We start from the raw sequence: 26,169 nt of genomic DNA on the forward strand, positions 1-26,169 counted from the left end.
TTGAGCGTGCTGCCGTTGTCGCCGTGCAGCACGGGCTTGTCAGTCATCGCGTGGATGCCTTCGGCCAGCGCGGTGCGCTTGAGCAGGCTCACCGCGTGGTCGGCGTCATCGCGCTCATGGATCTCCCAGCCGACGATCTTGCGGCTGTACAAATCCATGATCAGGTAGAGGTAGAACCACTGCCCCTGCACCTGCGTGGGCAGGTAGGTCATGTCCCAGCACCACACCTGGCAAGGCGCGGTGGCCACGTGGGTGGTCGGTGCCCGCGAGGGCTGCGGCGCACGGGTGCGACCGCGATGGCGGGTTTGCCCGTGGGCGCGCAGCACCCGCTGGAAGCTCGATTCGCTGGCGATGTAGAGCCCCTCGTCGGCCAGCGCAGGCACGATGCGCGCCGGTGGCTGGTCGGCGAAACGCGGCTCGTTGGCCACCGCCAGAATGCGGGCTCGCTCGGCTTCGCTCAGCGCATGAGGGGGCGTTGGGCGTTCGGCCAGTGGGCGCCGGTCGCCGACTTGCAGCCCATCCTGAGCCGTCCAGCGCTGCAGCGTGCGCACGGTGATGCCGGCCACTTCGCAGGCCGGGCGCAGCCGCGCACCGGCCGCGTGCGCAGCCTCGATATGGCGGACCCGTGTTTGGCGATCTTCCAGGCCGATCATGCGTCCTCGTCCTTGTCCTTCGGAAAGATCGCCTCGAGCTTTTTTGACAGCACCAGCAGCGCGGCCGCTTCGGCCAGCGCCTTCTCCTTGCGGCGCAGGTCGCGCTCGAGCTCCTTGATGCGACGCCGGTCGGCCTTCTTCTCCCGCTGGCTGGCGCGCGCGCCGTCCTCAGGGTCTGCAAGCGCCTCGGTGGCCGCAATGCGCCATTGTTCGAGCTCCTGCGGATATACCCCGTTCTCGCGGCACCAGGCGCTCTTGCTGGCCTCGTCCATCGCCGCGGTGGCCAACACCGCTTCGAATCGGGCCCGCGCTGTCCAGGCCCGCTCGCGAGCGGGCCTGGACAGCGCATCCGCCCGCCACCGCTCCAGCGTTGCCACCGAGATGCTCAACTGCCTGGAGACCGTCTCCAGCGGCGCGCTCTCCGGCGGCAGCAACCGCGCCACTGCCTTGTCCTTGAATGCTTGTCCGTATCTGGCCACTTCGTTCTTCTCTTATCGCCCCTCGGTTTCGGATTCTATCGAGGCGACAACTATTCTGACCCAGGGGGGGAGCAGGCAACGGACCTCGGCCTCGACGTGGCGGACCCGACCGCCTGCAGGACGCTGAAAGGCCTGGCGGAAAAAGCGGTAACCGACGTGCTGGGCACCAAGCTGAAGCCGTTCCTCGGGCACCGCCCGCAACTGAAGATATACAGGGAAAACTGATGGGCCACGCAGCGCAGTTGTTCGCAGGAAACCGGGATCAAACACTCATAAAGCGGGTTACCCCGACCGCCGAACAGCGGCAATTTCTCCAAGAACAGTGGAACGCCCTGGCGGACCACCTGAAGAAACACCTGCCGGCCAGGCACGGCTACCCCGTTTCCACCTGGCTGCAGGGATCGTACAAGTACGGCACTCTGATAAGGCCGGTGCATCCCGGCGAGGAGTACGACGTGGACGTCGGCGTTTACTTCCACTGGACCGACGAAGGGGACGCGACTCCGTCGCCAGCCCAGCTTCGAGAATGGGTACAAGATGAGCTCGTGCTTTACGGACGGGGCAACGGCGATGTGAAGGAAGTCGTCACCCCGCCGAAAGAGCGCTGCTCAAGAGTCGTATACGCCCGCCAATTCCATATCGACACCCCCGTCTACCACCTGGATCCGGAAACCGACCGGCGCCGCCTAGCCTGCCTATCAGACGCCTGGGAGGACAGCGATCCCAAGAAGCTTTACAAATGGTTCAGGAACGCGGCGAGCGGGGACGACCGCGAGCAGTTGCGGCGGTTGGTTCGGTATCTGAAGGCTTGGGCCGCCGTTTCGTTCGACGAAGCCCCGGAATCGAGGCCTTGGTCCATCCTCCTTACTGTGCTTGCGACCCAGGCATACCAAGGCCTGTGGGGAAGCCTGTTGGGCATGGATGACGATGATGCCCTGACCGCCGTCATTAAGAAGGTACATGGCCGCCTCTTCGACAAGAAGGCGGTGCCCAATCCGGTGGACAGGACTGAGGACCTTAACCGGATTTCAGACGCCGGATGGGAAGGTTTTCTGCCCCGGCTCCAAGCCCTGCTAGACGTCGCAGAACGCGCGGAAGCGGCCGAGGACGAAGCCTCCGCCGCCCTCGTCTGGTCGGAGGCCTTCTCCTTCCTCATGCCGTTGCCGGAAACCGACCAGGTGGAAATCGTGGATGAAAGGTCGGGCCGGGCCGTGATGGTGCTTCCGGATATCGAGGTGCAGGTCCACGGAGGCAATCCCAAAACCGTCCTCGCCACGTACCGGAACGAGGTCCCCTCCGTCGCTAAGGACTGCGAGCTCACCTTTCGCATTACCAACCCCCACGTGGTGCCCGAATACGCGACCGTAGAATGGACCGTCCGCAACGAGGGCGAAGACGCCGACCAGGTAAGCGACCTCGGCCACAGGCGTGCGGGACTCAGGATGCTGACCGCCAACGAGCATACGGCCTACGTCGGCCGGCATTTCATGGACTGCATCGTTCGCCTCAACGGGCGCGTCTATTCCGTTAGAAGGGTGCCCGTGAACATTCGTAACCTGTCGTACCCGCAGCGCAACCCCCCGCGTCCTGCTTACACGAAGCTCAGAAGCATCCTGCGCCGGCGGTAGGTTGGTCTTCCAGAAAGGGGGCGCCTCTAATAAATGCCTAGCATGGCGCTTAACATCGCTCCCTTCGGTTGTTGGATACTGGGCGATAAAGCCGCGCAGCGTCTGTTGGTTCTACGTTAATTACATCACTTCATTCTGCTATGACTAGGCTCGATTTTAGAAACCTACTGCACGAAATATGGCTGAAGTCTGATACGGATTTCTCAGGGGTCTGGATTATTGTATGTGACACACCAATCTGTTTGCCGATCATAAATCTTCGAGAGGATTTCCCAACCATCTCAGGCACAACCACCGAAGTCTTGTCGCATTTGTCGAGCACTAAAAGCAAATACCACGACGGATTTCACATAATCAATCAAGCAGGCTTAATTGCTCATATTGCGCAATACTTCTCGCCGCCTATTGTCCTGAACGTCAATATCGATAGAGGTCGACCTATTGGTGGGCGTTTTGCTGCAGCCATTTTCGGATCAGCTATCCCTGGGGTTTTAATGACTGGCATGGTTAGTGAAGGGCACGGTCTATCCATATTCGAGGATGGCTACGAAACTCTTTTCGAGACGCTAAAATGATCGGTCTCCTGCCTATTGGGCGAATTGTCACTTTTGTCGCCGTCGTTTACTCTATCGTTACGGGGCTTATTTTATGGGCCGTTTACGATAGTCGAACGGGATTTACAACCGCCATATCGATCGCAAGCGGTGGTTCTGCAGCACTGCATCTTATACTGCTTGGATTCTTCTACTTTGGCTGGCAACGGCTTTGGGGAAAGTTTCCTGCACTAAACAAATGGCTATTTCCAAACTTAAACGGCACTTGGAGGATGGTGATCCATTGGGACTGGGAAGGAAAAAGAGGAATATCTTACGCAAAGGCGATAATAAAGCAGGATTTTCTGAAAATCGGAATGGATGTAGATGCTGAAGATTCCGATTCGGAAACATTGTTGGCAAAGCCCAAAAGAGATCCAGAAACAGGCCGCGGCGTACTCTATTATGTATTCCTCACAACACCGAAACATAAGTCAGGTGCTGCCACACAGGCGCCATATAAAGGTGCGGCAATTCTAAAACTTAGCCTTGAAAGCGGCGAACTACTTCAAGGAAACTACTTCACTAGTCGGAAAACGATTGGCCATTATGAACTCACCCGGACTAGTACCTAACCCATCACTTCCCTATTCCTAAGCGTCCGCTTTTCCAACTGGACAATTTCCACTTGGGCTCGGAAGTGTGATTTCGCCGCACCGGAAAGTAGCCATTTAGGGTGAGCGAGGGTCCAAGGGCTGCTTTCCGTCGCATTGCTGACCGATTTGGCCTCCACGTTCAATGACCGCAGTGGCCGATGTGCTGTCGTTCCAAGGTGACGACGAGCCTCGCACCAAATGTCGGGTACTAAACGGAAAAGGCCCAACTCCCTAAGGAGTTGGGCCTTTCACCATCCGTCCAATGCGGCGGCGGCCTTCACCACCCGCCGCATCCAAACCTCACCTCAACCGCAAGTTCCCACCGCGCCGCAGGCGGTGCAGAAGTCGCAGCCGTCTTTGCGGATCATGGAGTAGTTGCCGCACTCGGGGCAGAGCGAGCCTTGCATCAGCTTGGGTTCGCTGTCGTCGCGCGGGGCTTCGAGCAGGCCCATTTCCTGGACCGGGTAGCCGCGCTCGTCGAGGATGCCGAGCATGGCGTAGCGGTGGATGATGAGCTGGCCGAGGTAGGCCACGGTCGAGGGGTAGTTCTGTTGCTTGCGCGAGCCGGGCACGAAGGCCATGAAGTCGCCCAGCGGCTCGGGGTAGTTGAGCAGCTTGCGCAGTTTCATGCCGATCCAGGCCGGGTCCATGACGCGCATGTCGAGCGACAGGATGCGGCCGAGGCCGTCGAGGGCGCGCGGGTAGTTGCCGGACAGCCACATGGAGTAGGGGCGGGTGACGCCGTCGGGCAGGGTGATTTCCTTGATGCCGAGCACGAAGTCTTCGCCGGTGGCCGGGTTCTGGATGTCGACCGTCCAGGACAGCGTGCCGTCGGTGCCGGTTTTGGGCTCCTGCAGGCTGAACAGGGAGTCGAGCACCGGGGTGGGGCCTTCGACTTCAAGCGCGCCGAGCTTTTCGCAGCGATAGCGCACCACCTGGGCGAAGGCGGCCACTGCACCCGGCACCAGTTTTTTCTCGCCATGCGGCGGGAAGGACATTTCGAAGGACTTCTCGCCGATGGTGCGCGAGAGGGTTTCGAGCTTGAGCTTGAGCCAGCCGCGATCATTGGTGCGCATGTCCATCGACAGCGTTTTGGCGACAGCGCCGAGGCCGCGGGGCTGGTCGGCACCGTTGACCCACACTTCGAAGGGGAAGCTGCCCTGGCCGTTGTTTTCCATGTGGCCGACGAACAGGCCGAACTCGCCCTGCGGGGTGGACAGCATGTAGGTCCAGGCGGCGTTGCCGTCGGGCAGCTCGGGGCGGCCGGGCCAGCGCAGGGAGGACAGCACCGGTGCCGGCAGGCTCTTGATGGAGAGGCGACGGTTGGCGTCGGTGATCTCGACGTCGTGCGGGGCTTTTTGTTCGCTGCTCGGGGTGACGGACAGCACCGAGCCGAGCACCGAGTTGGGCCGGTAGGTGGCCAGACCCTTGAGGCCGGACTTCCAGGCTTCGAGGTAGAGATGCTCGAAGTCGGCATAGGGGTAGTCGGCCGGCACGTTCACCGTCTTGGAGATGGACGTGTCGATGTAGGGCGCGACCGCGGCGACCATGTCTTTGTGCGCCTGGGCGGAGATCTCAAGTGCCGTGACGAAGGCCTTGGGCAGGTTCTCGACATCGCCACCCATGTGCTTGTACAGGCGCCATGCGTAGTCTTCGACGGCGTATTCCTTGAAGGTGCCGTCGGCCATCCGCTTGCGGCGGGTGTAGGTGTAGGAGAAGGGCGGCTCGATGCCGTTGGAGGCGTTGTCGGCAAAGGCGAGCGAAATGGTGCCGGTGGGGGCGATCGACAGCAGGTGCGAGTTGCGGATGCCGTGCTTGCGGATCTCGTCCTTGACCTTGGTGGGCAGGCGCGAGGCAAAGTTGCCGCCCGACAGATACAGATCGGCATTGAACAGTTTGAAGGCGCCGCGCTCTTTGGCCAGCTCGGCCGAGGCCAGATAGGCCTGGTCGCGCATGAACTCGGAGATGCGGGTGGCCATGGCGCAGGCTTCGCGGGTGTCGTAGCGCAGGCCGAGCATGGCCAGGGTGTTGCCCAGGCCGGTGAAGCCGAGGCCGACGCGGCGCTTGGACTGGGCCTCTTCGTACTGCTGCTCGAGCGGCCAGTGGGTGGCTTCGAGCACGTTGTCGAGCATGCGGGTGGAGATGGCCACCACCTTGCCGAAGGCGGCGAAGTCGAACTCGGCCTTGTCGGTCAGCGCATTGGTGACGAAGGGCGTGAGGTTGATCGAGCCCAGGCAGCAGCAGCCGTAGGGCGGCAGCGGCTGTTCGGCGCAGGGGTTGGTGGCCTCGATGGTTTCGCAGTAATACAGGTTGTTGTCGCGGTTGATGCGATCGAGAAACAGGATGCCCGGCTCGGCGTGGTCGTAGGTCGAGCGCATGACCTGCTCCCACAGCACGCGGGCGCGGACCTTGCGGTACACCCACTGGCCGTCGTCACGCTGGTAGGCGCCGGCTTCCTTGATCTCTTCGGTCGGCTCGGCCTTGTGCGCCAGTTCCACGTCGCCGTCGGCTTCGACGGCTTTCATGAAGTCGTCGGTCACGCCGAGCGAGATGTTGAAGTTGGTCAGGTCGCCTTCATCCTTGGCGTGGATGAATTCTTCGATATCGGGGTGGTCGCAGCGCAGCACGCCCATCTGGGCGCCACGGCGCGCACCGGCGGACTCGACCGTCTCGCAGGAGCGGTCGAACACGCGCATGTAGGACACGGGGCCCGACGCGTTGGACTGCGTGCCCTTCACCAGCGCGCCCTTGGGGCGGATGCTGGAGAAGTCGTAGCCCACACCGCCACCGCGGCGCATGGTTTCGGCGGCCTGGGCCAGCGCGGTGTAGATGCCCGGACGGCCATCGATGGACTCGGTGACCGAGTCGCCCACCGGCTGCACGAAGCAGTTGATCAGCGTGGCCTGCAGGTTGGTGCCGGCGGCGGAGTTGATGCGCCCGGCCGGGATGAAGCCGTTTTCCTGGGCTTCCATGAACTTGCCTTCCCAGTAGGCGCGCTTCTCTTCGGTTTCGATGCTGGCCAGTGCGCGCGCAACCCGACGGCGGACCGCCTCGACGCTGCTTTCGTCGCCTTTGGCATACTTTTCGATCAGGACTTCGCCGGAAATCTCTTGCGCAATCAGCGTGGATGCGTCGGCGACGGCTTTTTTCGGAGTGGAGGTGGTCTTGCTCATGTTGTTGTCTCGTCCCTCAAAGCGTGGTCGTGTCTCAGTAAAAACGGGCTCCAGAATAACCGGAAGTTACGCGAAAAGCAAAGAATAAAAAATCGTTAATAAACAGTATGTTGTGCAATTGCGTTGTGCTCTGATTTGTTTCATTCCTACTACATGTAGTAGCTCATGAAAGCGGTGTGTGCAAGTCAAAATCAATACAAATCAGACGCTTGGCGGCATGCATTGAAGTCGCGGATCAGTTGGCCGGGCGGGTCGGTCGGTGGCATGTCGGGCGAATAGCGCCGATCGGCATCTTCCGGGACAAAAGCCCGGCCGAATGCCTCAAGAATCCCGGTGCCGGGTCGTAAAGCCCGGGGAGGCGTGCGTGTCCGCAAAGTACGCCGATGACGCTTCGATTCCTGGAACCCACAGCGACCCGATGATCATGTGTCCAGAAGATGCACCAATGGAAGACGCTGTCTCGTACATCACTGCCGACCAGCTGACCGTGGGGCTGTTCGTCTTTGTCGACCTGCCTTGGTTTAGGCATCCCTTTGCGTTCGACCGTTTCAAGATCAAGACGGACGGTCAGATCGCCCAACTGCGTGAGCTGGGGGTGGCCCGCTTCCGCTTCGACCCGGCGCGCAGCGACGAAGCTGCCCTGTCCAGTGTCTCGCCAACGCCAACGGCGACCACCACGGCGACCACCACAGCGCCCGTTCCCTCACCCGACACCGAAGCCGAGGTCGGCGAGCCCCCCGAGACGGAGGCCGAGGCGGAGGCGCGGCAGCGGCGGCGCGCCCGTCATGCCGCCCGGCGGATGCGGATGGCGCGGGTCGAGCAGGCGTTTCTCAACTCCGGGCGCGCCATTCGCGATGCGCAGCGCAATCTGCTGGCCCGGCCGGCGCAGAGCGTCGCGGCGCTCCACGAGGTGGTCAGCCAGATCACCCGCAGCCTGTTGACAGCGCAGGAAGTGACGCTGCATGCCATGAACGACCGGATCGGTGGCGAGGAAACCTACTGCCACGAATTGAACACCGCCGTGCTGAGCCTGATGCTCGCACGGCAGCTGGAGATGCCCGAGGATCAGGTGCCGATGCTTGGCCTGGGCGCGATGCTGCATGACCTCGGCCTGACCGAGATCCCCGACCGAGTGGTGAAAAAGCGCGAGCCGCTGACGCGTGCCGAGGCCGACCTGCGCAAGCTGCATTGCGAATACGGGGTCAAGCGCGGCCACCAGATCGGTTTGCCGCCAGCGGTGCTGGCGATCATCGGGCAACATCACGAAGCCTGGGATGGCAGCGGCTTTCCCAAAGGCATCAGTGCCGATCGCATCCATCCGCTGGCGCGCGTGGTGGCCCTGGTCAACGAATACGACAACCTGTGCAACCCGCCCGACGTGATGCGCGCGATGACCCCCTACGAGGCCTTGTCGATGCTCTTCACCCAGCGCCGCAACCGCTTCGAGGGGCGTGTTCTGCAATTGCTGGTGCGCCAGCTCGGGGTCTATCCCCCGGGCACGCTGGTGAGCTTGTCGGACGACCGGCTCGGCATGGTGGTGTCGGTCAACTCGCGCGCACCGCTGCGCCCCAGCGTGATGCTCTATCAGCCCGATCTGCCCAAGGACGAGGCCGGCGTACTGAATCTGTCGCTGGTGCCCGAGATCAACATCGCCAAGGCGATACGCCCGGGCGATCTGCCGCCGGAGGCCTTCGACTACCTGAGCCCCCGCAACCGGATCGCCTATTTCTTCGATACCGAGGTCGATGCCGTTCAGGACGAAGCGTCCATGCAGGAGTGCGCATGAGCCGTGCCGATATCGAACTGATGCTCGACGCCAGCGCCGAGATGCTGCTGGTGATCAATGCGCGGACGCTCACCGTGCGCAGCGCCAACCGGGCAGCGGCCGCGCGCCTGGGCTACAGCGTCCAGGCGCTGGCCGGCACGCCGATCGTCGCGCTGGCCCGCGGCCTGGCCGACATGTGCTTCTGGGACGAGGTCCAGGCCGGCGGCGCGGGCCGGCTGACCGATGCCGAAGGGCTCTACCAATGTGCCGACGGCAGCATGATGGCCGTGGTGCAAAGCGTGGCGCGCGCCGACGACGCCTTGGTGATCCGCGCGCGCGAAGTGGCAGCGTCGTGCGCCGACGAGGCGGCGCCGGTCGATGCCTTCGCCCAGCTGCAGGCGATTCTCGAAGCGACCGCCGACGGCATTCTCCTGCTGGACCACACCGGCGCGGTGGCCGGCATGAATCGACGCCTGGCCCGGATGTGGTCCTTGCCGGACGCGCTGCTGCGTCGGCGCGATGACGCCGCGGTGCGCGATGCGATGTGCGCCGCGCTCAAGGACGACGGCCTGCGGCTGAGCGGACGCTTTGCCCAGTGCGCCGGCAACGACGACACCTTCGATCTGCTGACGCTCAAGGACGGCCGCGTTTTCGAGTGCACCTCGCGTCCCGCACGCCATGGCGGCCAGGTGATCGGCCGGGTGTTCTGCTTCTCCGACGCCTCGGTCCGCCAGCGCGCGGCCAACGAACTGGCACAGGCGCGCGACGCCGCCGAAGCGGCGAGCCGGGCGAAGAGCGAGTTTCTGGCGATGATGTCGCACGAGATCCGCACCCCGATGAACGCCATCATCGGCATGGCCAGCCTGCTCGAAAGCACCGGCCTGGACGACGAGCAGCAAAAATGCGTAGGGACCATTCGCAGCAGCGGAGAGGCCTTGCTGGCGGTCATCGACGACATTCTCGACTTTGCCCGGGGCGATGCCCGCAAGCTGGCGTTGATGGCGCGCCCCTTCCGGATCCGCGAGCTGGTCGATGCGGTGTCCGGTCTTTTCGCCGGGCAGGCGCGCAGCAGCGGCGTGGCTTTCGAGGTGAGCGTCGAGCACGAGGTGCCCGACGTGCTGATCGGCGACGAGGGCCGCCTGCGGCAGGTCCTGATCAACCTGCTCGGCAATGCTTTCAAGTTCACCCCGGGGGGGCGGGTATCCGTCCACGTGGCGTGTGCCGCCTCGCACCCTGGCGATCGCAGCGGCACGCAGCGCCTGAGCATCGCGGTGCGCGACACCGGCATCGGCATCGACCCGCGCGATCAGGGCGCGATCTTCCGGCCGTTCATGCAGGCCGACATGTCCTCCACCCGGCCACACGGCGGGGCCGGCCTCGGCCTGCCGATCTGCACCATGTTGTGCGAACTGATGCAGGGCGGGATCAAGGTCGACAGCCAGCCGGGGCAGGGCACCTGCTTCACGGTCGATGTGTGTCTCGAACAGGTGCCGCCCGCCGCATGATCGGCCAACTTTGAGCCGGGTCAACATTCCTGCCGCCCGTCGAGGGCACCATGAGCGCTGTGGTGAAACGGGGATGTCGAGATGAGCCAGGACCCCTGGGCGTCTGCAGTGGCCGACACCGTCGGCGAATTCGCGGCCCGGCCCGAGTATCTGCTGCAGATGCTGATCCGTCTGCAAGAGGCCGAGAACTGGTTGCCGCCCGAGGCGCTGACCGCGCTGGCCGCGGCGCTGGGCTTGCCCCGTGCGCGGGTCGAAGGCGTGGCCGGGTTCTACAGCTTCTTGCACACCCGCCCTGTCGGGCGCTACCGGCTGCTGTTCTCCGACAACATCATCGACCGCATGCTCGGCAGCCAGGCGCTGATGGCGCGACTGTGTCATACGCTGTGGCTGGCCCCGGGTCAGGTGTCCGAAGATGGCCTGGTCAGTGTGGATGTCACTTCCTGCACCGGCCTGGGCGATCAGGGGCCGGCGCTGCTGGTCAATGGCCGCGCGATTGCTCGGCTCGACGAGGCGCGGATCGACCGCATCGCCGAGCTGATCCGCGAACAGCAGCCGCTCGACGCCTGGCCGGCCGACTGGTTCCGCTTCGACGACAACATCCAGCGCCGCGACGCCTTGCTGGCTTGCCCGGCACAGCCCGGCGATGCCCTGCAGGCCGCGCTGGCGATGGGGCGTGTGGGCTGGCTGGCGCAGGTGCATGCCTCACGCCTGCGCGGGCGGGGCGGGGCAGGCTTTACCACCGCGGTCAAGTGGCAGGCCTGCCGCGATGCGCCGAATCCGGACAAGGTCGTGGTGTGCAATGCCGACGAAGGCGAGCCGGGCACCTTCAAGGACCGGGTGCTGCTCAACAGTCATGCCGATCTGGTGGTCGAAGGCATGACGCTGGCGGCCTGGGCGGTCGGCGCGCGGCGCGGCTTTCTGTATCTGCGCGGTGAATACCGCAACCTGCGCCCGGCACTTGAGGCCGTGCTGGCGCGCCGTCGCACGGCGGGCTGGTTGGGCGCGGCGATCGGCGGCGTGGCGGGCTTCGACTTCGACATCGAGATCCACCTGGGCGCCGGTGCCTATGTGTGCGGCGAAGAAACCGCCTTGCTCGAATCGCTCGAAGGCAAGCGCGGCACGCCGCGCATCCGGCCGCCGTTCCCGGTCACCCATGGGTATCTGGGGCGGCCGACGGTGGTCAACAACGTCGAGACCCTGGCCAAGTGCTGCCTGATCGCCCTGCAGGGCGGGGCCGCCTTTGCCGCCACCGGCACGCCGCAGTCCGCCGGCACCAAGCTGTTGTCGGTCTCCGGCGATTGTGCGCGCCCCGGCGTGTATGAATTCCCCTTCGGCGTCACCGTGCGCCAGGTGCTCGACGCCTGTGGTGCCGACGACACGCTGGCGGTGCAGGTCGGCGGGGCGGCGGGCATCACGCTGGCGCCCTACGAGTTCGACCGGCGCATCGCCTTCGAGGACGTGCCCACCGCCGGCGCCTTCATGGTTTTCGACAACACCCGCGACATGTTCGAGGTGGCGCACAACTTCGTGCATTTCTTCGCGCACGAGTCCTGCGGCTTCTGCACCCCGTGCCGGGTCGGCACCGCCATGCTGGCCGACACTCTCGACAAGCTGGCCGAGGGCAAGGGCAGTGCGGTCGACCTGATCGAGATCGAAGACCTCGACCGCCTGCTCAAGCAGGCCAGCCATTGCGGCCTGGGCAGCGCGGCGCCCAATCCAGTGATGGACGGCCTGCAGAAATTCCGCCCGGCCTACGAGCGCCACCTGATGCATGCCGATTTCGCCCCGGCCTTCGACCTGGACGGTGCCTTGCGCCGCGCCCGGCAGATCACCGGCCGGGACGATGCCGCCGCCCATTTGCCGCAACACCAGGAGCCGCAGCCATGAGCCGCCCTGAGTTTCTGCTCGACGGCGTCGCCGTGCCCTTCGACGAGGGGCAGATGATTCTCGAAGCCGGGCGCGCGGCGGGGCGCTACATCCCCCACCTGTGCTGGCATCCGGACTTTCCGCCGCATGGCAGCTGCAAGCTGTGCGTGGTCAAGGTGGCCGGGCGGCATGTGTCGGCCTGTGCCACGCCGGCGCGCGCCGGCGCCGAGGTGGAAAGCGACACCCCCGAGATCAACGCCGAGCGGCGCATGCTGCTGCAGCTGCTGTTCGTCGAGGGCAACCATTTCTGCCCGGCTTGCGAGAAGAGCGGGCAATGCCAGTTGCAGGCCATGGCCTACGACCTGGAGATGACCACGCCGCGCTTCCGCCACTTCTACCCCGACCGCCCGGTCGATGCCTCGCACCCCGAGGTGTTGCTCGACTTCAACCGCTGCATCTACTGCGAGCTGTGCGTGCGCGCCTCGCGCGAGCAGGACGGCAAGTCGGTGTTCGCGCTGACCGGGCGCGGCATCCACAAGCATCTGGCGGTCAATGCCGAATCCGGCCGGCTGGCCGACACCGATTTTTCGGCCGACGACAAGGCGGCGCACATCTGCCCGGTGGGCGTGATCCTCAAGAAGCGGGTCGGCTTCGCTGTGCCCATCGGCGAGCGCACTTACGACCGCGCGCCGCTGCACACCGTAGCCATGCCCAAATCGGAGGATGACGCATGAGCGCGCCCGCCCGGCCGCCCGAAGGGCGCGCGAACCTCCCTTGGGGAGGATGTCGCGCCAGCGACAGGAGGGCTGTCCTGAGCGCGCCCGCCCGGCCGCCCGAAGGGCGCGCGAACCTCCCTTGGGGAGGATGTCGCGCCAGCGACAGGAGGGCTGTCCTGTGAGCGCACCGCCCAAACTACGCATCGCCACCGTCTCGCTGGCCGGTTGCTTCGGTTGCCACATGTCGCTGCTCGATATCGACGAGCATGTGTTCGACTTGCTCCAGCGTGTCGAACTCGACCGCTCGCCGCTCACCGACCTCAAGCACTGCGGCCCCTGCGATATCGGCCTGGTCGAAGGCGGGGTGTGCAATTCGGAGAACGTGCATGTGCTGCGCGAGTTTCGCGCTCAGTGCAAGACGCTGGTGGCGCTGGGCGCCTGCGCCATCAACGGCGGGCTGCCGGCGCAGCGCAACCACCTGGATGTCGGCCGCTGCCTGAGCGCGGTGTTCCAGTCACGCCCCGGCATGGACACCGCCGAGGTGCCGGACGACCCTGAGCTGCCGCTGCCGCTCGACAAGGTGCACCCGATCCACGAAGTGGTGCGGGTCGATTACTTCCTGCCCGGTTGCCCGCCCTCGGGCGAAGCGATCTGGCAGTTCCTGTCGGATCTGCTCGCCGGCCGCACGCCGCGGGTGGCCTATCCGATCCTGCATTTCGATTGAGATAGACGATGACGCGAGATCTCGAAACCGCCACCGACCGCGAGCACCTGCGCCGCGTCGCCATCGATCCGATCTCGCGGGTCGAGGGCCATGGCAAGGTGACGCTGCTGCTCGACGAGGCCGGTCAGGTGCATGAGGCCCGGCTGCATATCGTCGAGTTCCGCGGCTTCGAGGCCTTCATCGAGGGGCGGCCGTACTGGGAGATTCCGGTGATGGTGCAGCGCCTGTGCGGCATCTGCCCGGTCAGCCATCACCTGGCGGCGGCCAAAGCGCTCGACTATGTGGTCGGTGCGGTGCCGGTCACCGCCACCGCCGACAAGATGCGCCGGCTGATGCACTACGGCCAGATCCTGCAAAGCCATGCGCTGCATTTCTTCCACCTGGCGTCGCCCGATCTGCTCTTCGGTTTCGACGCACCGGCCACCCAGCGCAACATCGCCGGCGTGATCGCGGCCCACCCCGACATCGCGCGCCAGGGCGTCGGCCTGCGCCGTTTCGGTCAGTCGGTGATCGCCGCCACAGCCGGCAAGCGCATCCACGGCACGGCCGCGGTGCCGGGCGGCATCAACCGGCATTTGTCGGCCACGGATCGCGATGCGCTGCTGGCCGAGGCCGGCACCATGGTGGCATGGTCGCAGGCGGCGGTGCAGCTGGTGCGCCGGCTGCATGAGGCGGACCCGGCGCTCTACGACCGCTTCGGCTGCGTGCCCGCGTCGCTGATGAGCCTGGTGCGTGCCGACGGCGCGATGGAGCTCTACGACGGCCAGCTGCGCCTGCGCGCGGCCGACGGCACCGTGCTGCGCGACGGCGTACCGAGTCACACCTACATGGACTTCATCACCGAAGCGGTCAAGCCGTGGAGCTACATGAAGTTTCCCTACGTCACCGACATGGGCCCCGAGGCCGGCTGGTACAAGGTCGGGCCGCTGGCGCGGGTGCAGAACTGCGATTTCATCCCCACGCCGCTGGCCGAGCTTGAGCGGCGGGCGTTTCGCGACTACACGCAGGGGCGCATCCAGCATGCGTCGCTGGCCTACCACTGGGCGCGCATGATCGAAATGCTGCATGCCGCCGAGGTGATCCGCGACCTGCTGCCCGATCCGGACCTTACGGCCGGCGAGCGCATGGCTGGCGGCCCGCGTGCGCCCGCCGGCGTGGGCGTGATCGAGGCGCCGCGCGGCACGCTGATTCACCACTACTGGGTGGGGGAGGACGATCTGGTGCGCTGGTGCAACCTGATCGTCTCCACCACCCACAACAACGAGGCCATGAACCGCGCGGTGCGCGAGGTGGCGCGGCGCGAGCTCGACGGCCGGCAACTGACCGAAGGGCTGCTCAACCACATCGAAGTGGCGATCCGCGCCTTCGACCCCTGCCTGTCCTGCGCCACCCATGCCCTCGGCAAGATGCCGCTGGAGGTGCGCCTGCTCGACGCAGCCGGCGAATGCATCGACACGCGGGTGCGCGATTCATGAGCGGGCGGGCCGTGCGGTGAGCCGCATCGTGGTGCTCGCTGCCGGCAACGATGCGCGCGGCGACGACGGCATCGGCCCCGCGCTGGCAGCACGGCTGGCGGCGCAGCGTCTGCCCGAGCTGACGGTGATCGAGGCCTTTCAGTTCCAGGTCGAGCATGCGCTGGACCTGGATGGCGCCGAGGCGGTGTTGTTCATCGACGCGCATCATAGTCAGACCGAGGATGCGCTCCTCGCGCCGCTGGTGTCGGCGGCGCGGGTGGGCGTGGCCTCGCATGCGCTGACGCCGGCCGAAGTGCTGTGCGTGCGCCGGCAGCTGGGCGAGGCCTTGCCGCCGAGCTGGCTACTCAGTGTGCGCGGGGAGGATTTTCGGCTCGGCGAGCCGCTCAGCGTGGGGGGCGAGCGACATGTGGAGGCGGCGTGGCGCCTGCTCGTCGACTGGCTGGCGCGCCGGTCGGTGTTAGTGGCGTGAAAAGAACAGGGCGGTGACCGCTGCCAAGTTGAGTTCGGCCTCTTCGCGGATCTCGCCCATCATGGCCGGTTCCAGATCGAGGTGGGTCCAGATCGCCGAATCCACCCGGGTGGCGGCGTCTTCGCTGGACAGGCCGCGCCGGTCGGCATCGGCGATACGGTTGGCCAGCGACAGGATCGTGGCTTCGAAATTGTGCGCACCGGCGGTGCACGGGGTGTGCTGGCCGGCCACCGCCGAGGCGAAGCCTTGCGGCAGTTGCCAGTTGTCGAGCAGCGCGCCGCCCACTTCGGCATAGTCGGCGCCGATCAGGCGGCGTTCGACCTCATGCAGGGGCAGGCCGGTGTCGTCGCTTTCCTGCTGCGCCTCTTCGGCCAATTCGGGCACGGTCAGATACATCACCAGATGGCCCATGTCGGCCAGCAGGCCGATGACGAACATGCGCTCGGCGTCGAGCAGGCCGCAATGGCGCGCGATGACCCGTGCCGCCAGGCCGCGTAGCACGCTCAGGCGCCAGAACAGGCGCATGTTCATGCGTTCGGCGTGGACGCCCTCGAAGGCTTCGCTGACCGCGGTGGCCAGCACCAGGTCGTGCACCTGCTGCATGCCGAGGAGCTGGACGGCGCGCATCACGCTGTCGATCTTGCCGGCGAAGCCATACAAGGGGCTGTTGACCACCTGCAGGATGCGCCCGGTGATGACGCCATCGTGGGTGACCAGTCGCGCCACTTCCGACAGCGAGCCCTCCGGCGATTCCAGCTCGGCCCGGATGCGGTGATAGACCGCCGGCAAACTCTTCAGGCGGTCGACGGAGGCGACGATTTCCAGAGCACTGTGCATGATGCGTCTTGTGAGCAGTTCGTGCCTATCCTATCGGATTCTGGCGCGGGTTCTTTAGCCGCCGCCGAGCGTTCGCCTGAAGACAATGGGTTCGGCGCGCGGCAGTTCGGGCTGCAGCGTGGCGTGCTCGATGTCGAAGCTCGACGCCAGTGTGGCCTGCAGCCGCTTCAGCACCTGTGGCCATTCGGCCGAGGCGGTGAGCACCACATGGGCCGACAGGGCGATGCGCCCGGCGCCGAGGCTCCAGATATGCAGGTCGTGAACCGAGGCGACGCCGTCCACCGCGGCCATGGTGCGGCCGACGTCGGGCAGCGACAGCGATTCGGGCACGCCTTCGAGCAGTGTGGTGAACACCTGGCGCAGCAGGCTCAGCGTCGAGGCGAGGATCAGCCCGCAGATCAGCACCGACAACAGCGGATCGATCGGCATCCAGCCGGTGAACTGGATGATCAGGCCGGCCGCCAGCGCGGCCACCGAGCCGAGCAGGTCGCCCATCACATGCAGCAAGGCGGCGCGGGTGTTGAGATCGTTGCCGCCGCGGCTGAGCAGCCAGGCGGCCAGCAGGTTGATGCCCAGGCCGATCAGGGCCACCGTGGTGACGGCGCCGCCGGCGACATCCTGCGGGCTCAGCAGGCGCTCGATCGCATGCCACACGATGCCCGCCACCACCGCCAACATCAGCAATCCGTTGATCAGGGCGGCCAGCGCCTCCATGCGGCCCAGGCCATACGTCAGGCGCTGGCTGGGCGGGCGTTTCGCCAGCCGGGCCGCCAGGGCGGCCAGCGCCAGCGCGATGCTGTCGGTGAGCATATGGCCGGCATCGCCGAGTAAGGCCAGCGAACCGGCCCACCAGCCGGCCGCGGCCTCGACGAAGGAGAAGCCGAGCGTCAGCCCCAGTGCGAGCAGCAGGGCGGCGCTGCCGGCCACTTGGCCGTGAGAGTGTCCGTGGTGATGGCCGTGGCCGTGATCATGCATGTCGGGGGGCGGTCGGAGAGCGGCAATGAGGGCGATTGTCGGGGATTCGCCGGAGGCTCACAAGCGGCGGGTATGTCGTGCTCAAGGTTCGCTGCGCGCCAGGGGAATGATCTCGACGCCGGCGAGCCGTTCGAGCGGCACGCCGGTTTTCAGCGTCAATCGCTGGCCGTGTTGCTGAAGGGCGATGCGTGTGCCCGGGGGGATCTCGCCGATCGGTGCCAGCAGTCCTGGTCGCGCCTCGAAGGCGGGCAGCTTGGGCAGCAACAGCACGGGCACCTGCGGGCGTTGCTCGAGCGGGCCGGCGGGCAGGACGACCTGGGTGGCGATGGCCGAGGCGGCCAGGATCTCGACGCCCATGTCGAACTCGCTGTCCTTGCGATTGACCATGCGACGGATGACGCCGATGAGGACGGCGGCGCGCTCATGCGGTTGCAGCGCCACCACTTCGCCCACCTGGATGTAGTCCGTCTGGCCGCGCTGGTAGCGCAGGCCGAAGCCGCCCGGGCTTTCGTCGACAATGCCCCATTCGCTGGCCCGCTCGCTCGGTGTCGACTGACCGGCCGGTGCCGCTTCCCCCTTGCGCCGCTGAAGGGCCGGGCCGGCCAGGAAGGGGCGAATGGCGTCGAAACCGGTGACCAGATCGGCACGCGGCAGAAAGCGGGTGCGGCCGTGGCTGCGCGAGCGCGGATGGGCCCAGTGCTCGTGCAGGGATTCGAGCATGCGGACATAGCGGCGCTGGCGGGCGGCGATGGGCAGGCCAAGGCGCGCGGGCACCACGCCGAGCCGCAGGCCATCGATCTGGCCCTGCAGCTTGGCCAGCATCTCGCGGCAATCGAGCAGGTGCTGGCCGGGCTGTAGCGGTGCCCGGTGGCGGCTGAGGGCGACCGGCGGGCGCGTGCTGTCGGTCAGCACATAGAGGCCGTGGGCCTGCGCCTGCAAGGCGTCCCCATCGTTGCCGACGCGCATGAAACGGGTATAGCGTACATGGCGTTGAAGATAAAACCGCAAGCGGTCGAGATCGCCGAGCGCGATGGCGGTCGGATCGGCGGCCGACAGCAGCACCGCCTGGGCGTAGTGCTCGGCCGGCGACAGGGCCAGACCGCTTTTGTTGGGGCGCTCATCGGCGAAGCCGTGCTGGCGCGCGAGGCGGTGGAAGGCATACAGATGGCGCCAGCTCGACGAGTTGCCGATGGTGTAGGCGCGATGGGTGAGCGACAGCCGGTGGGCTGCCAGCACGGTGCCGCGCTCGATGGCGATGCGCAGCGGACGGGTGACGGTGAAACGCACCCAGCGCCGCGACAGCTGTTCGGCGAGCGCCAGGTAGGCACCGCTGAGCAGTTTGAGAAGGCCCGCGGTGGCGACGAGCGGATGTTGGATGCGCCGGGTGAGCGGCAGCGATGCCATGTTCAGCTGCGCTTCGATTTCGCTGCACAGGCGCAAGGTGGCGTCGTCGATGAGTTCGAGCATCTTGAGCCGGACGCGGACCTTGCCGTCCTCCTCGAGCAAGGCCTTCAGGCGCGCGCTCAGCATGCGTGCCCGGGTCAGTGGCAGGCGCTGGGGCAGCTGGCCGATCCAGTGCTCGAGTTCAGCCAAGGGGTCGCCCCGGACCGGGCCGCCGCTCCGGTGCGGCTGGATCCACGCCGGGCCAAGCCATCGCAGGAGGGGCAGTTTCGGCATCTGGGCTAGGGGTGTGGGGGCTGATGGAGACGTCGAAGGACAAGATGTGCCGTGATTTTGTCATGGCTGGAGGGTTATGAACGTGATGCGCGTCATTAGTTGGAATATCCAGTGGGGGCGAGGGGCCGACGGGGTGGTGAATCTGTCACGAATCGTCGAACGGATTCGCGAATGGGGGCCGTTGGACGTCATCTGCCTGCAGGAGGTGGCGGTTGCCTTCGAAGGCCTGGCCGGTGGGTGCGGCGAGGACGAGGTCGCCCTGTTGGCCGCGGCCTTTCCCGACTACCAGCTGATTCACGGGCCGGCGGTCGACGTGCCGGGGCCGGATGGCGGGCGTAGCACCTTTGGCAACCTGATGTTGTCGCGCCTGCCGGTGGATACGGTATTTCGCCACCTGTTGCCGGCGCCACCGGTGAACGACTCGCCGAGCATGATGCGCGGGTGCATCGAAGCGGTGCTACGGGCGGACAACGGGGTGGCGATCCGCGTGATGACGACGCATCTCGAATACCATGCCGCGCGGCAGCGGCTGGCGCAGGCACGCTGGCTTCAGCAGCGTCAGGCAGCGGTGGCGCTGGCGGCCGGTTTTGCCACGCCGGCGCGGGATAAGTCGGGGCCGTTCATGCGCCGCGAGATGCCGGTGGCCGCCGTGCTGTGTGGTGACTTCAACTGCGAACCGGGGGCGCCGGCATGGGCGGCCATCGTCGATCCGGCCGAGACCTTGTCACCCTGGCAGGACGCCTGGCGGGTGTTGCGGGAAGATGAAGCGCATCCGCCGAGTGTCGGCCTGCATGGCGCCGACTGGCCCGACTGGCCGTATTGCTGCGACTACATGTTCGTGTCCGAGGCGCTGGCGCCGGCGGTGCGCGAGGTGCGCTACGACGCCGCCACCGCCGCCTCGGATCACCAGCCGGTGATCATCGAACTGGATCTGTCAGCCGTGGTTTAAGGGTTCGATCAGGTCGCGGTAGGCATGCCAGGTGGCATGGCCGACCAGTGGCATCAGGATCGCCAGGCCGATGTGGAAGGTCATGAAGCCGATCAAGGTGGCGGCGACGATGCAAAATGCCCAGGTGATCATCGCGGCCGGGTTGCGCGCCAGCGCACCGACGCTGGCCAGCATGGCCGAGATGGCGTCCTGGTTGCGGTCGAGCATCAGCGGGATCGATACCACGCTGACGGCGAACACCAGGGTGGCGAAGATCAGGCCGACGGCGAAATAGACCATCAGGAATTCGAGGTTCTCGAAGCTCAGCAACTGCTGCAGGAAGCCGGTGAGATTGGGCATCTCGTTGGTGTAGAACAGCGCGAAGACGATCAGCGAGGCGCGCGCCCAGATCAGGAAGACGATGCCCAGCACCACCGCGAAAATGCCGATGTTGCCGGCGTTGCGGCGCCATACCGTCATGGTCGGCGTCAGCGAGCAGGATTGCCCCTGCTCGCGCCGGCGGCTGATTTCGTACAGGCCCATGGCCAGGAAGGGGCCGAGCAGCAGGAAGCCGGAGGTCAGGCCTGAGGTGTATTCGTAGGCGTGCTCGAACACGAAGGTGATCAGGAGCCCCATGCCGGCGAAGCAGAAGCCATAGAACAGGCTGGGAATCGGGCAGGACTTGAAATCCTGCCAGCCCTCGGCGAACCAGCGAAACGGCGCCCCCGCCTTGACATCGCGGATGGTCGGGAAGGTCGGTGTGTCCGACTCTTTATGGGTATCGTCCGGCTGCTGCATGGTTGTCTCCTGTTGGGTTCTTGTTTGTGTGGGCAGCGCAAACGGGGTGAGGCTACCGGCATGCCGGTGAAACCTCGGTCACGAATTGTGGTTTTAAGCTGTGACGATAAACCCCCGCAGTGCGTCGAGAAAGGCGTCGGGCGCTTCGGCCATCATGGCGTGACCGGCGTCCGGCAGGATGATGATATGCGCACCCGAGGGTACCTTGGCAAGTGCTGTCTGCAAGGCGCGGGCAGCCTTGGGGGGCGTCATCTGATCGCGCGCGCCGCAGATCAGCCGGGTTGGCGCCGTAATGCCGCCGGCATCGGCCTCGCCAGCCGTGTAGGCATTGCAGGCGGCCATGTCGGTGTGCAGCACGCCGGGCGCGCAGCGCTCCATCAGGCGCCGGTTGACGCTGGTGAGCACCATGCCGGGCTGGGCACTGGCGCCGAGGTGATGGGCCGGCGTGTAGGACCACTGGTTGATCATGGCGTGGGCCTTGTCGCGGGCGTCCAGCGTGGCGTCGAGCAGCGGGGCGGCAACCGGCATCGGGACCACGCTGCCGACCAGCACCAGCCGGGCGACCCGGTCGGGATACGTGGCGGCGGCGCGCAGGGCGATCAGCGAGCCCATGCTGTGGCCGACGAGTATGACCGGGCCGTCGACGCTGCTCGCGAGCCAGTCCATCAGCCAATCTGCGAGCGCTTCGATGCTGGTCAGCGGCGTGCCACCGGAGCGGCCATGGCCGGGCAGGTCGGGGGCCAGTACGTTGAAGCCGTGATGCGCGAAATGGCGGGCCGGCATGTTCCACACGCTATGGTCGTGGCCGGCGCCGTGAACGAAGACCAGCGTGGGCTGCCCGGCCACGGCAGGGCGGCCGCCGGTGTAGGCGTAGCGGGTGTCTGCCATCAGCGGCCCTCCACTTTGGCGGCGGCGCGCAGGCCGCGTTCGAGGTCTTCGACGAGGTCGCCGGCATCTTCCAGGCCGACGGACAGGCGGATGGTGCCTTCGCCGATGCCGGCGGCGGCCAGATCGTCGGCCGACATGCGGAAGTGCGTGGTGCTGGCGGGGTGGATGACCAACGATTTGGCGTCGCCGACGTTGGCCAGGTGCGAGAACACGCGCAAGGCGTCGATGAAGGCCTTGCCCGCGGCGCGGCTGCCCTTGAGCTCGAAGCTGAACACCGCGCCGGCGCCTTTGGGCAGCAGTTGTTTGGCCAGGGCGTGGTCGGGGTGATCGGCCAGGCCTGGGTAGCCGACCCGCGCGACCATCGGGTGCTGGGCCAGATGCGACGCCAGCGTCTCGGCATTGGCCACGTGCGCACGCATGCGTAGCGGGAGGGTTTCGATGCCTTGCAGGATCTGGAAGGCGTTCATCGGTGACAGGCAGGCGCCGAAGTCGCGCAGGCCCTCGCGGCGGGCGCGCAGCAGGAAGGCGGCGATCGGCGATTCTTCGGCGAAATCCATGCCGTGGAAGCCGTCGTAGGGTTCGGTCAGCGTCGGGTGCCGGCCGCCGGCTTCCCAGTCGAAACGGCCACCGTCGACCAGCAGGCCGCCCACGGCCACGCCATGGCCGCCGAGGAACTTGGTGGCCGAGTGCACCACCAGGTCGGCACCCAGTTCGATCGGCTGCTGCAGGCAGGGCGTAACCAGCGTGGCGTCGACCAGGAGCGGCAGGCCGTGCTCGTGGCCGATGGCGGCGACGGTTGGGATGTCGAGCACGTCCAGGCCCGGGTTGCCCAGCGATTCGCCGAACAGCAGCGCGGTGTTGGGGCGGATGGCGGCGCGCCAGGCGTCCGGATCGCGCGGATCGACGAAGGTGGTCTGGATGCCGAAGCGCGGCAGCGTGTAGGCCAGCAGGTTGTGCGAGCCGCCGTACAGCGCGCGCGAGGCCACGATATGCCCGCCGGCACCGGTGAGCGTGCAGATGGCCAGATGCAGCGCAGCCTGGCCGCTGGCGGTGGCGATGGCGCCGATGCCGCCCTCCAGCGCGGCGATGCGCTCTTCGAGCACCGCGCAGGTGGGGTTCGATATGCGCGAATAGACATGCCCGGGCCGCTCCAGATTGAAGCGCGCAGCGGCCTGTTCGGCGTCGGCGAAGACGTAGCTGGTGGTGAAGTGGATCGGGACGGCACGGGCGCCGTGGTCTGAATCGGGGCTCTGGCCGGCGTGCAGGCTGAGCGTGGCGGGCGCGTAGAGGGGGCGATAGGTCATTGGGCAGTGTGGCGTGGGCGCTCAGGCGAGTTCGGGCGGGTCGATCATTCGCTCGATATAGGCGATCCGGTCTTTCAGGGCGAGCTTGCGCTTTTTCAGCCGGAGCAGCAGCAGGCCGTCTTCGGGCGGCACCTTGGCCAGCGCCTCGATGGCGGCGTCCAGATCGCGGTGTTCGGCCTTGAGTTGGGTGAGGGTATCGACCCAGTTGGCCATGTCTTCGAAGTCGTCAAGCATCGTCGGGGAAAGTCTCAAGCTCGTGCGCGGGGCGCCGTGAACAAGGTCAGGCGGGACATGGTATGCGTCGTCGCGGGGGAAAGACAACAGGCCGGCCCTTGTCGCTGCGCACAATCGCCCCCATCTGGGTGTCAAGGACGACCGTTCGTGCGACGGTCACAGACAAAGGAGTCTCATCATGCATGTCGTGTGTAACAACTCGGTGCTCTACGTGATGGATTTTCCGGGCTTTGACGCCATCGAGGTGATCGACAAGCGTCGCGGGCGCGGCACCATCATTCGTGACGCAGCGGCGCGTCGCTTCCGGGAAGAGCTGGCGGAGCTGGCTGCCTCGGAGGAGATGGCCGATTTCGACGATCTGATCGACCACTACCAGAGCATGCTCACCCAGCCGGCCGTGTATCACTGAGCCGACCGGCTTGTGACTGACGGGGGGCTGGCCTAAGATCGGGCTCTTGCCCCCAATGAATCCGTCGAATCGACGGCAGTCGACAGTGAACAAGGCTTTTGTCAAAGCGTCCGACGAGGACGACGAATCCCCCGAGACCCCCGCCGGCCCTGCGCCTGGCGGCCCCATCTACATGACGCGCCGCGGCTGGCAGCAGCTCAAGGCCGAGCTCGATACGCTGCTGCGCGACGAGCGCCCCAAGCTGGTGGAGACCGTGGCCTGGGCAGCCGGCAACGGCGACCGCTCGGAGAATGGCGACTACATCTACGGCAAGAAGCGCCTGCGCGAGATCGACCGGCGCATCCGCTTCCTGATCAAGCGCCTGGAGAATGCGACGGTGGTCGATCCGGCCGACCAGCAGAATCTCGACCAGGTGTTCTTCGGCGCCACGGTGGTGATCACCGATGACGACGGCGCGACGGAAACCACCTACCGGATCGTCGGCGTCGACGAAGCCAACGCCAGCGAGGGGCGCATCAGCTGGATCTCGCCGCTGGCCCGGGCCTTGCTCAAGGCGCGCGAGGGCGACATGGTGAGTTTTGTCAGCCCGTCCGGGCCGCGCGACATCGAGATCCTCGACATCCGCTACGAGGCCTGAAGCGCAATCCGGCCGCCGGTCAGCTGATTGCCCTATCTGCCTAAAGTTGTAGCCGTTCCCGACGTTAGCCCTGCCAGGGAAGCATTGGTATCAGTGAATCCGTGGTGAACGACCTCGTTCCCGATGGGTGCCGCTGGAGGGAGAGCGCGATGTTTGAACGAATGAAGTTGGTCAGCCGTCTGGGCGTGCTGGTGGTCGTGGCCGTGGTTGGTGTGGTCATTCTCGGGGCAGATGCGCTGTGGAACATGCGTGCCGAATTGCTCGACGCCGAGGAGCGTCGGAGCGAGGATGTCGTCACCACTGCCGGCTATTTTCTCGAGCACTACCATGCGCAGGAGACGGCCGGCACGATCAGCCGTGACGAGGCCCAGAAGCAGGCGCTGGACGCCTTGCGCCGGGTGCGCTTCGAAAACGGCAAGAACTACATCTTCGTCTATGACGGCAATGCCACGACGCTGCTGTCGCCGATGAAACCGGAGACCGAAGGCAAGTCGATGGCCGGCAAGACAGACCCGAACGGCGTGCCCCTGTTCGACAAGATCGCCGAAGTTGCGCGCTCGGGAAAGGCGGCGACGATTGACTATGCCTGGCCGCGGACAAGTGGCGGCGCACCGGAGGCGAAGCGTTCGACCGTGAAGAGCTTCGCCCCCTGGGGTTGGGCCTACGGCACGGGCGTCTATCTGTCTGCGGTCGATGATGCCTTCTATCACGGTGCCATCCAGACGGGCCTCGTCGGTCTGCTGATGCTGGTGGTCATCGCCGTGATTTCCTTCCTGGTGGTGCGTAGCATCATCCACCAGCTTGGCGGCGAGCCGGGCTACGCGGTGCAGACCATGCAGGCGGTGGCGCAGGGCGACCTGACGGTGACGGTCAACAACAAGGGCGGCGCCGGCAGTTTGCTCGGTACCTTGGCCAAGACCGTGGAGCAGTTGCGCGGCATGATGGCCGAGATCGGCCGCAATGCCGAGGAAGTGGCCGGCAGCTCGCGGCAGATCTCCGGCGTGGCGCGCGATGTGGCCGACAAGGCGCATCAGCAGTCGGACGCCACCTCGTCGATCGCTGCCGGAGTGGAGGAGATGACGGTGAGCATCAACCATATCTCCGACAGCGCACGTGAAACGGAAGAGAACTCCTCCAACGCCGCCAAGCTGGCCGAACGCGGCGAGTCGCGGGCGGTGGGGGCTGCCGAGGGCATGCGCCGCATCGCCTCGACCGTGGATACCGCCTCCGGCAAGATCCAGGAGCTGGTTGGCCGGGCCAACGAGATCGGTTCGATCGCCAATGTGATCAAGGAGATCGCCGCGCAGACCAACCTGCTGGCCCTGAATGCGGCCATCGAGGCGGCGCGTGCCGGCGAACAGGGGCGCGGCTTCGCGGTGGTGGCCGACGAAGTGCGCGGCCTGGCCGAACGAACGGCAGCGGCGACGGTGCAGATCGAAGGCATGATCCACGGCATCCAGGAAGACACCCACGGTGCGGTCAACGTGATGGGCACGGTGGCCAGCGAAGTGCAGTCGGGCGTCGAGCAGGTGCAGGGCGCGGCCGATTCGCTGCGCGAGATCCGCGAGGGCACGCGTGTCGCGCTGGCGCGAATCAGCGATGTGGCCAGTGCCACCACCGAACAGAGCGCGGCCAGCACGGTGATCGCCCAGCAGGTCGAGAACATTGCCGGCATGGTCGAGGGGACCAGCAACGCGATGCGCAAGACCGTCGAATCGGTGAATCGGCTCGAGAAGCTGGCGGCGGACCTGCACGGGCTGGTCGGGCGCTTCCGCTGTTGATGCGGGCTGCGAGGCGCTGATGCAGCGCCTCGATGGCCATCGATCGCGCCCCCCGTCTC

At 65.9% G+C, this 26,169-nt stretch carries 23 protein-coding genes and 1 pseudogene; 15 read left to right on the forward strand and 9 right to left on the reverse strand.

The window, feature by feature from the left end; genetic code table 11:
* Positions 1 to 1,132 (reverse strand): annotated as a pseudogene (locus I8J34_RS20730) (DDE-type integrase/transposase/recombinase); the annotation flags it as partial.
* 96 nt (positions 1,133 to 1,228) lie between these two features.
* Here I8J34_RS20730 and I8J34_RS24870 point away from each other — a divergent pair.
* The 4 genes from I8J34_RS24870 to I8J34_RS20745 all read left to right on the forward strand — a co-directional run bounded on the left by I8J34_RS24870 (position 1,229) and on the right by I8J34_RS20745 (position 3,928).
* Positions 1,229 to 1,357, forward strand: a complete 129-nt coding sequence (locus I8J34_RS24870) for a hypothetical protein (protein WP_255553135.1) — start codon at positions 1,229 to 1,231, stop codon at positions 1,355 to 1,357.
* Positions 1,357 to 2,760 (forward strand): CBASS cGAMP synthase, encoded by a 1,404-nt coding sequence (locus I8J34_RS20735; RefSeq protein WP_214363549.1) that lies wholly within the window; start codon positions 1,357 to 1,359, stop codon positions 2,758 to 2,760. The genes I8J34_RS24870 and I8J34_RS20735 overlap by 1 nt, the downstream gene beginning before the upstream one ends.
* A 140-nt stretch (positions 2,761 to 2,900) precedes the next feature.
* Entirely contained in the window at positions 2,901 to 3,335 is a 435-nt protein-coding gene (locus tag I8J34_RS20740; protein WP_214363550.1) for a hypothetical protein, read from the forward strand.
* Positions 3,332 to 3,928: a Cap15 family cyclic dinucleotide receptor domain-containing protein gene (locus I8J34_RS20745; RefSeq protein ID WP_214363551.1), complete on the forward strand. Its 597-nt coding sequence runs from the start codon at positions 3,332 to 3,334 to the stop codon at positions 3,926 to 3,928. Before I8J34_RS20740 ends, I8J34_RS20745 begins: the two co-directional genes overlap by 4 nt.
* 326 nt (positions 3,929 to 4,254) lie before the next feature.
* Here I8J34_RS20745 and I8J34_RS20750 read toward each other — a convergent pair whose 3' ends face one another.
* Positions 4,255 to 7,122 carry an adenosylcobalamin-dependent ribonucleoside-diphosphate reductase gene (locus I8J34_RS20750; RefSeq protein ID WP_214363552.1) on the reverse strand — a complete coding sequence of 956 codons (2,868 nt, stop codon included), beginning with the start codon at positions 7,120 to 7,122 and terminating at the stop codon, positions 4,255 to 4,257.
* Between the two features lie 445 nt (positions 7,123 to 7,567).
* Between I8J34_RS20750 and I8J34_RS20755 the strand changes: the two genes are divergently transcribed.
* From I8J34_RS20755 to I8J34_RS20785, 7 genes are all read left to right on the forward strand, one after another.
* Complete coding sequence (locus I8J34_RS20755) at positions 7,568 to 8,908, forward strand: HD-GYP domain-containing protein (RefSeq protein WP_214363553.1); 1,341 nt, start codon at positions 7,568 to 7,570, stop codon at positions 8,906 to 8,908.
* Positions 8,905 to 10,392, forward strand: a complete 1,488-nt coding sequence (locus tag I8J34_RS20760; protein WP_214363554.1) for a sensor histidine kinase — start codon at positions 8,905 to 8,907, stop codon at positions 10,390 to 10,392. The genes I8J34_RS20755 and I8J34_RS20760 overlap by 4 nt, the downstream gene beginning before the upstream one ends.
* A gap of 81 nt (positions 10,393 to 10,473) precedes the next feature.
* A complete protein-coding gene (locus I8J34_RS20765; protein ID WP_214363555.1) occupies positions 10,474 to 12,279 on the forward strand; it encodes an NAD(P)H-dependent oxidoreductase subunit E in 1,806 nt (601 codons plus the stop codon).
* Positions 12,276 to 12,992, forward strand: coding sequence for a 2Fe-2S iron-sulfur cluster-binding protein (locus I8J34_RS20770; protein ID WP_214363556.1), 717 nt, complete (start codon positions 12,276 to 12,278; stop codon positions 12,990 to 12,992). The genes I8J34_RS20765 and I8J34_RS20770 overlap by 4 nt, the downstream gene beginning before the upstream one ends.
* Before the next feature lie 130 nt (positions 12,993 to 13,122).
* Entirely contained in the window at positions 13,123 to 13,698 is a 576-nt protein-coding gene (locus tag I8J34_RS20775; protein ID WP_214363557.1) for an NADH-quinone oxidoreductase subunit B family protein, read from the forward strand.
* A gap of 8 nt (positions 13,699 to 13,706) precedes the next feature.
* Positions 13,707 to 15,173 carry a Ni/Fe hydrogenase subunit alpha gene (locus I8J34_RS20780; RefSeq protein ID WP_214363558.1) on the forward strand — a complete coding sequence of 489 codons (1,467 nt, stop codon included), beginning with the start codon at positions 13,707 to 13,709 and terminating at the stop codon, positions 15,171 to 15,173.
* A 16-nt stretch (positions 15,174 to 15,189) separates the two neighbouring features.
* A complete protein-coding gene (locus tag I8J34_RS20785; protein WP_214363559.1) occupies positions 15,190 to 15,642 on the forward strand; it encodes a hydrogenase maturation protease in 453 nt (150 codons plus the stop codon).
* Here the strand turns inward: I8J34_RS20785 and I8J34_RS20790 are convergent.
* The 3 genes from I8J34_RS20790 to I8J34_RS20800 all read right to left on the reverse strand — a co-directional run bounded on the left by I8J34_RS20790 (position 15,631) and on the right by I8J34_RS20800 (position 19,047).
* The gene (locus I8J34_RS20790; RefSeq protein ID WP_214363560.1) at positions 15,631 to 16,479 is read right to left on the reverse strand and encodes an HDOD domain-containing protein; all 849 of its coding nucleotides are present in this window, start codon (positions 16,477 to 16,479) and stop codon (positions 15,631 to 15,633) included. The genes I8J34_RS20785 and I8J34_RS20790 overlap by 12 nt on opposite strands.
* Positions 16,480 to 16,533: 54 nt before the next feature.
* The gene (locus tag I8J34_RS20795) at positions 16,534 to 17,454 is read right to left on the reverse strand and encodes a cation diffusion facilitator family transporter (RefSeq protein WP_214363561.1); all 921 of its coding nucleotides are present in this window, start codon (positions 17,452 to 17,454) and stop codon (positions 16,534 to 16,536) included.
* 81 nt (positions 17,455 to 17,535) lie between these two features.
* Positions 17,536 to 19,047 carry a cyclic-di-GMP receptor FimW-related protein gene (locus I8J34_RS20800; RefSeq protein WP_214363562.1) on the reverse strand — a complete coding sequence of 504 codons (1,512 nt, stop codon included), beginning with the start codon at positions 19,045 to 19,047 and terminating at the stop codon, positions 17,536 to 17,538.
* Positions 19,048 to 19,216: 169 nt separating this feature from the next.
* On the opposite strand from I8J34_RS20800, the gene I8J34_RS20805 reads away from it, so the two are divergent.
* Positions 19,217 to 20,080 (forward strand): endonuclease/exonuclease/phosphatase family protein, encoded by an 864-nt coding sequence (locus I8J34_RS20805; protein ID WP_214363586.1) that lies wholly within the window; start codon positions 19,217 to 19,219, stop codon positions 20,078 to 20,080.
* Here I8J34_RS20805 and I8J34_RS20810 read toward each other — a convergent pair.
* From I8J34_RS20810 to I8J34_RS20825, 4 genes are all read right to left on the reverse strand, one after another.
* Positions 20,066 to 20,857 carry a DUF2189 domain-containing protein gene (locus I8J34_RS20810; protein ID WP_214363563.1) on the reverse strand — a complete coding sequence of 264 codons (792 nt, stop codon included), beginning with the start codon at positions 20,855 to 20,857 and terminating at the stop codon, positions 20,066 to 20,068. The genes I8J34_RS20805 and I8J34_RS20810 overlap by 15 nt on opposite strands.
* 93 nt (positions 20,858 to 20,950) lie before the next feature.
* Positions 20,951 to 21,745, reverse strand: a complete 795-nt coding sequence (locus I8J34_RS20815) for an alpha/beta fold hydrolase (RefSeq protein ID WP_214363564.1) — start codon at positions 21,743 to 21,745, stop codon at positions 20,951 to 20,953.
* Positions 21,745 to 23,049, reverse strand: coding sequence for an O-acetylhomoserine aminocarboxypropyltransferase (locus tag I8J34_RS20820; protein WP_214363565.1), 1,305 nt, complete (start codon positions 23,047 to 23,049; stop codon positions 21,745 to 21,747). The genes I8J34_RS20815 and I8J34_RS20820 overlap by 1 nt, the downstream gene beginning before the upstream one ends.
* A gap of 21 nt (positions 23,050 to 23,070) precedes the next feature.
* Positions 23,071 to 23,283: a DUF465 domain-containing protein gene (locus I8J34_RS20825; protein WP_214363566.1), complete on the reverse strand. Its 213-nt coding sequence runs from the start codon at positions 23,281 to 23,283 to the stop codon at positions 23,071 to 23,073.
* Between the two features lie 178 nt (positions 23,284 to 23,461).
* Here I8J34_RS20825 and I8J34_RS20830 point away from each other — a divergent pair, with 178 nt between their 5' ends.
* The 3 genes from I8J34_RS20830 (at position 23,462) to I8J34_RS20840 (ending at position 26,110) form a co-directional block, all read left to right on the forward strand.
* On the forward strand, positions 23,462 to 23,692 hold the full coding sequence (locus I8J34_RS20830; protein ID WP_214363567.1) for a DUF3567 family protein: 231 nt from the start codon (positions 23,462 to 23,464) through the stop codon (positions 23,690 to 23,692).
* A gap of 85 nt (positions 23,693 to 23,777) precedes the next feature.
* Entirely contained in the window at positions 23,778 to 24,329 is a 552-nt protein-coding gene (greB, locus tag I8J34_RS20835; protein ID WP_230411940.1) for a transcription elongation factor GreB, read from the forward strand.
* 149 nt (positions 24,330 to 24,478) lie between these two features.
* Positions 24,479 to 26,110, forward strand: a complete 1,632-nt coding sequence (locus I8J34_RS20840; RefSeq protein WP_230411941.1) for a methyl-accepting chemotaxis protein — start codon at positions 24,479 to 24,481, stop codon at positions 26,108 to 26,110.
* Positions 26,111 to 26,169 lie beyond the last annotated feature (59 nt).

Source organism: Denitromonas iodatirespirans (genome assembly GCF_018524365.1).
GTDB lineage: Bacteria > Pseudomonadota > Gammaproteobacteria > Burkholderiales > Rhodocyclaceae > Nitrogeniibacter > Nitrogeniibacter iodatirespirans.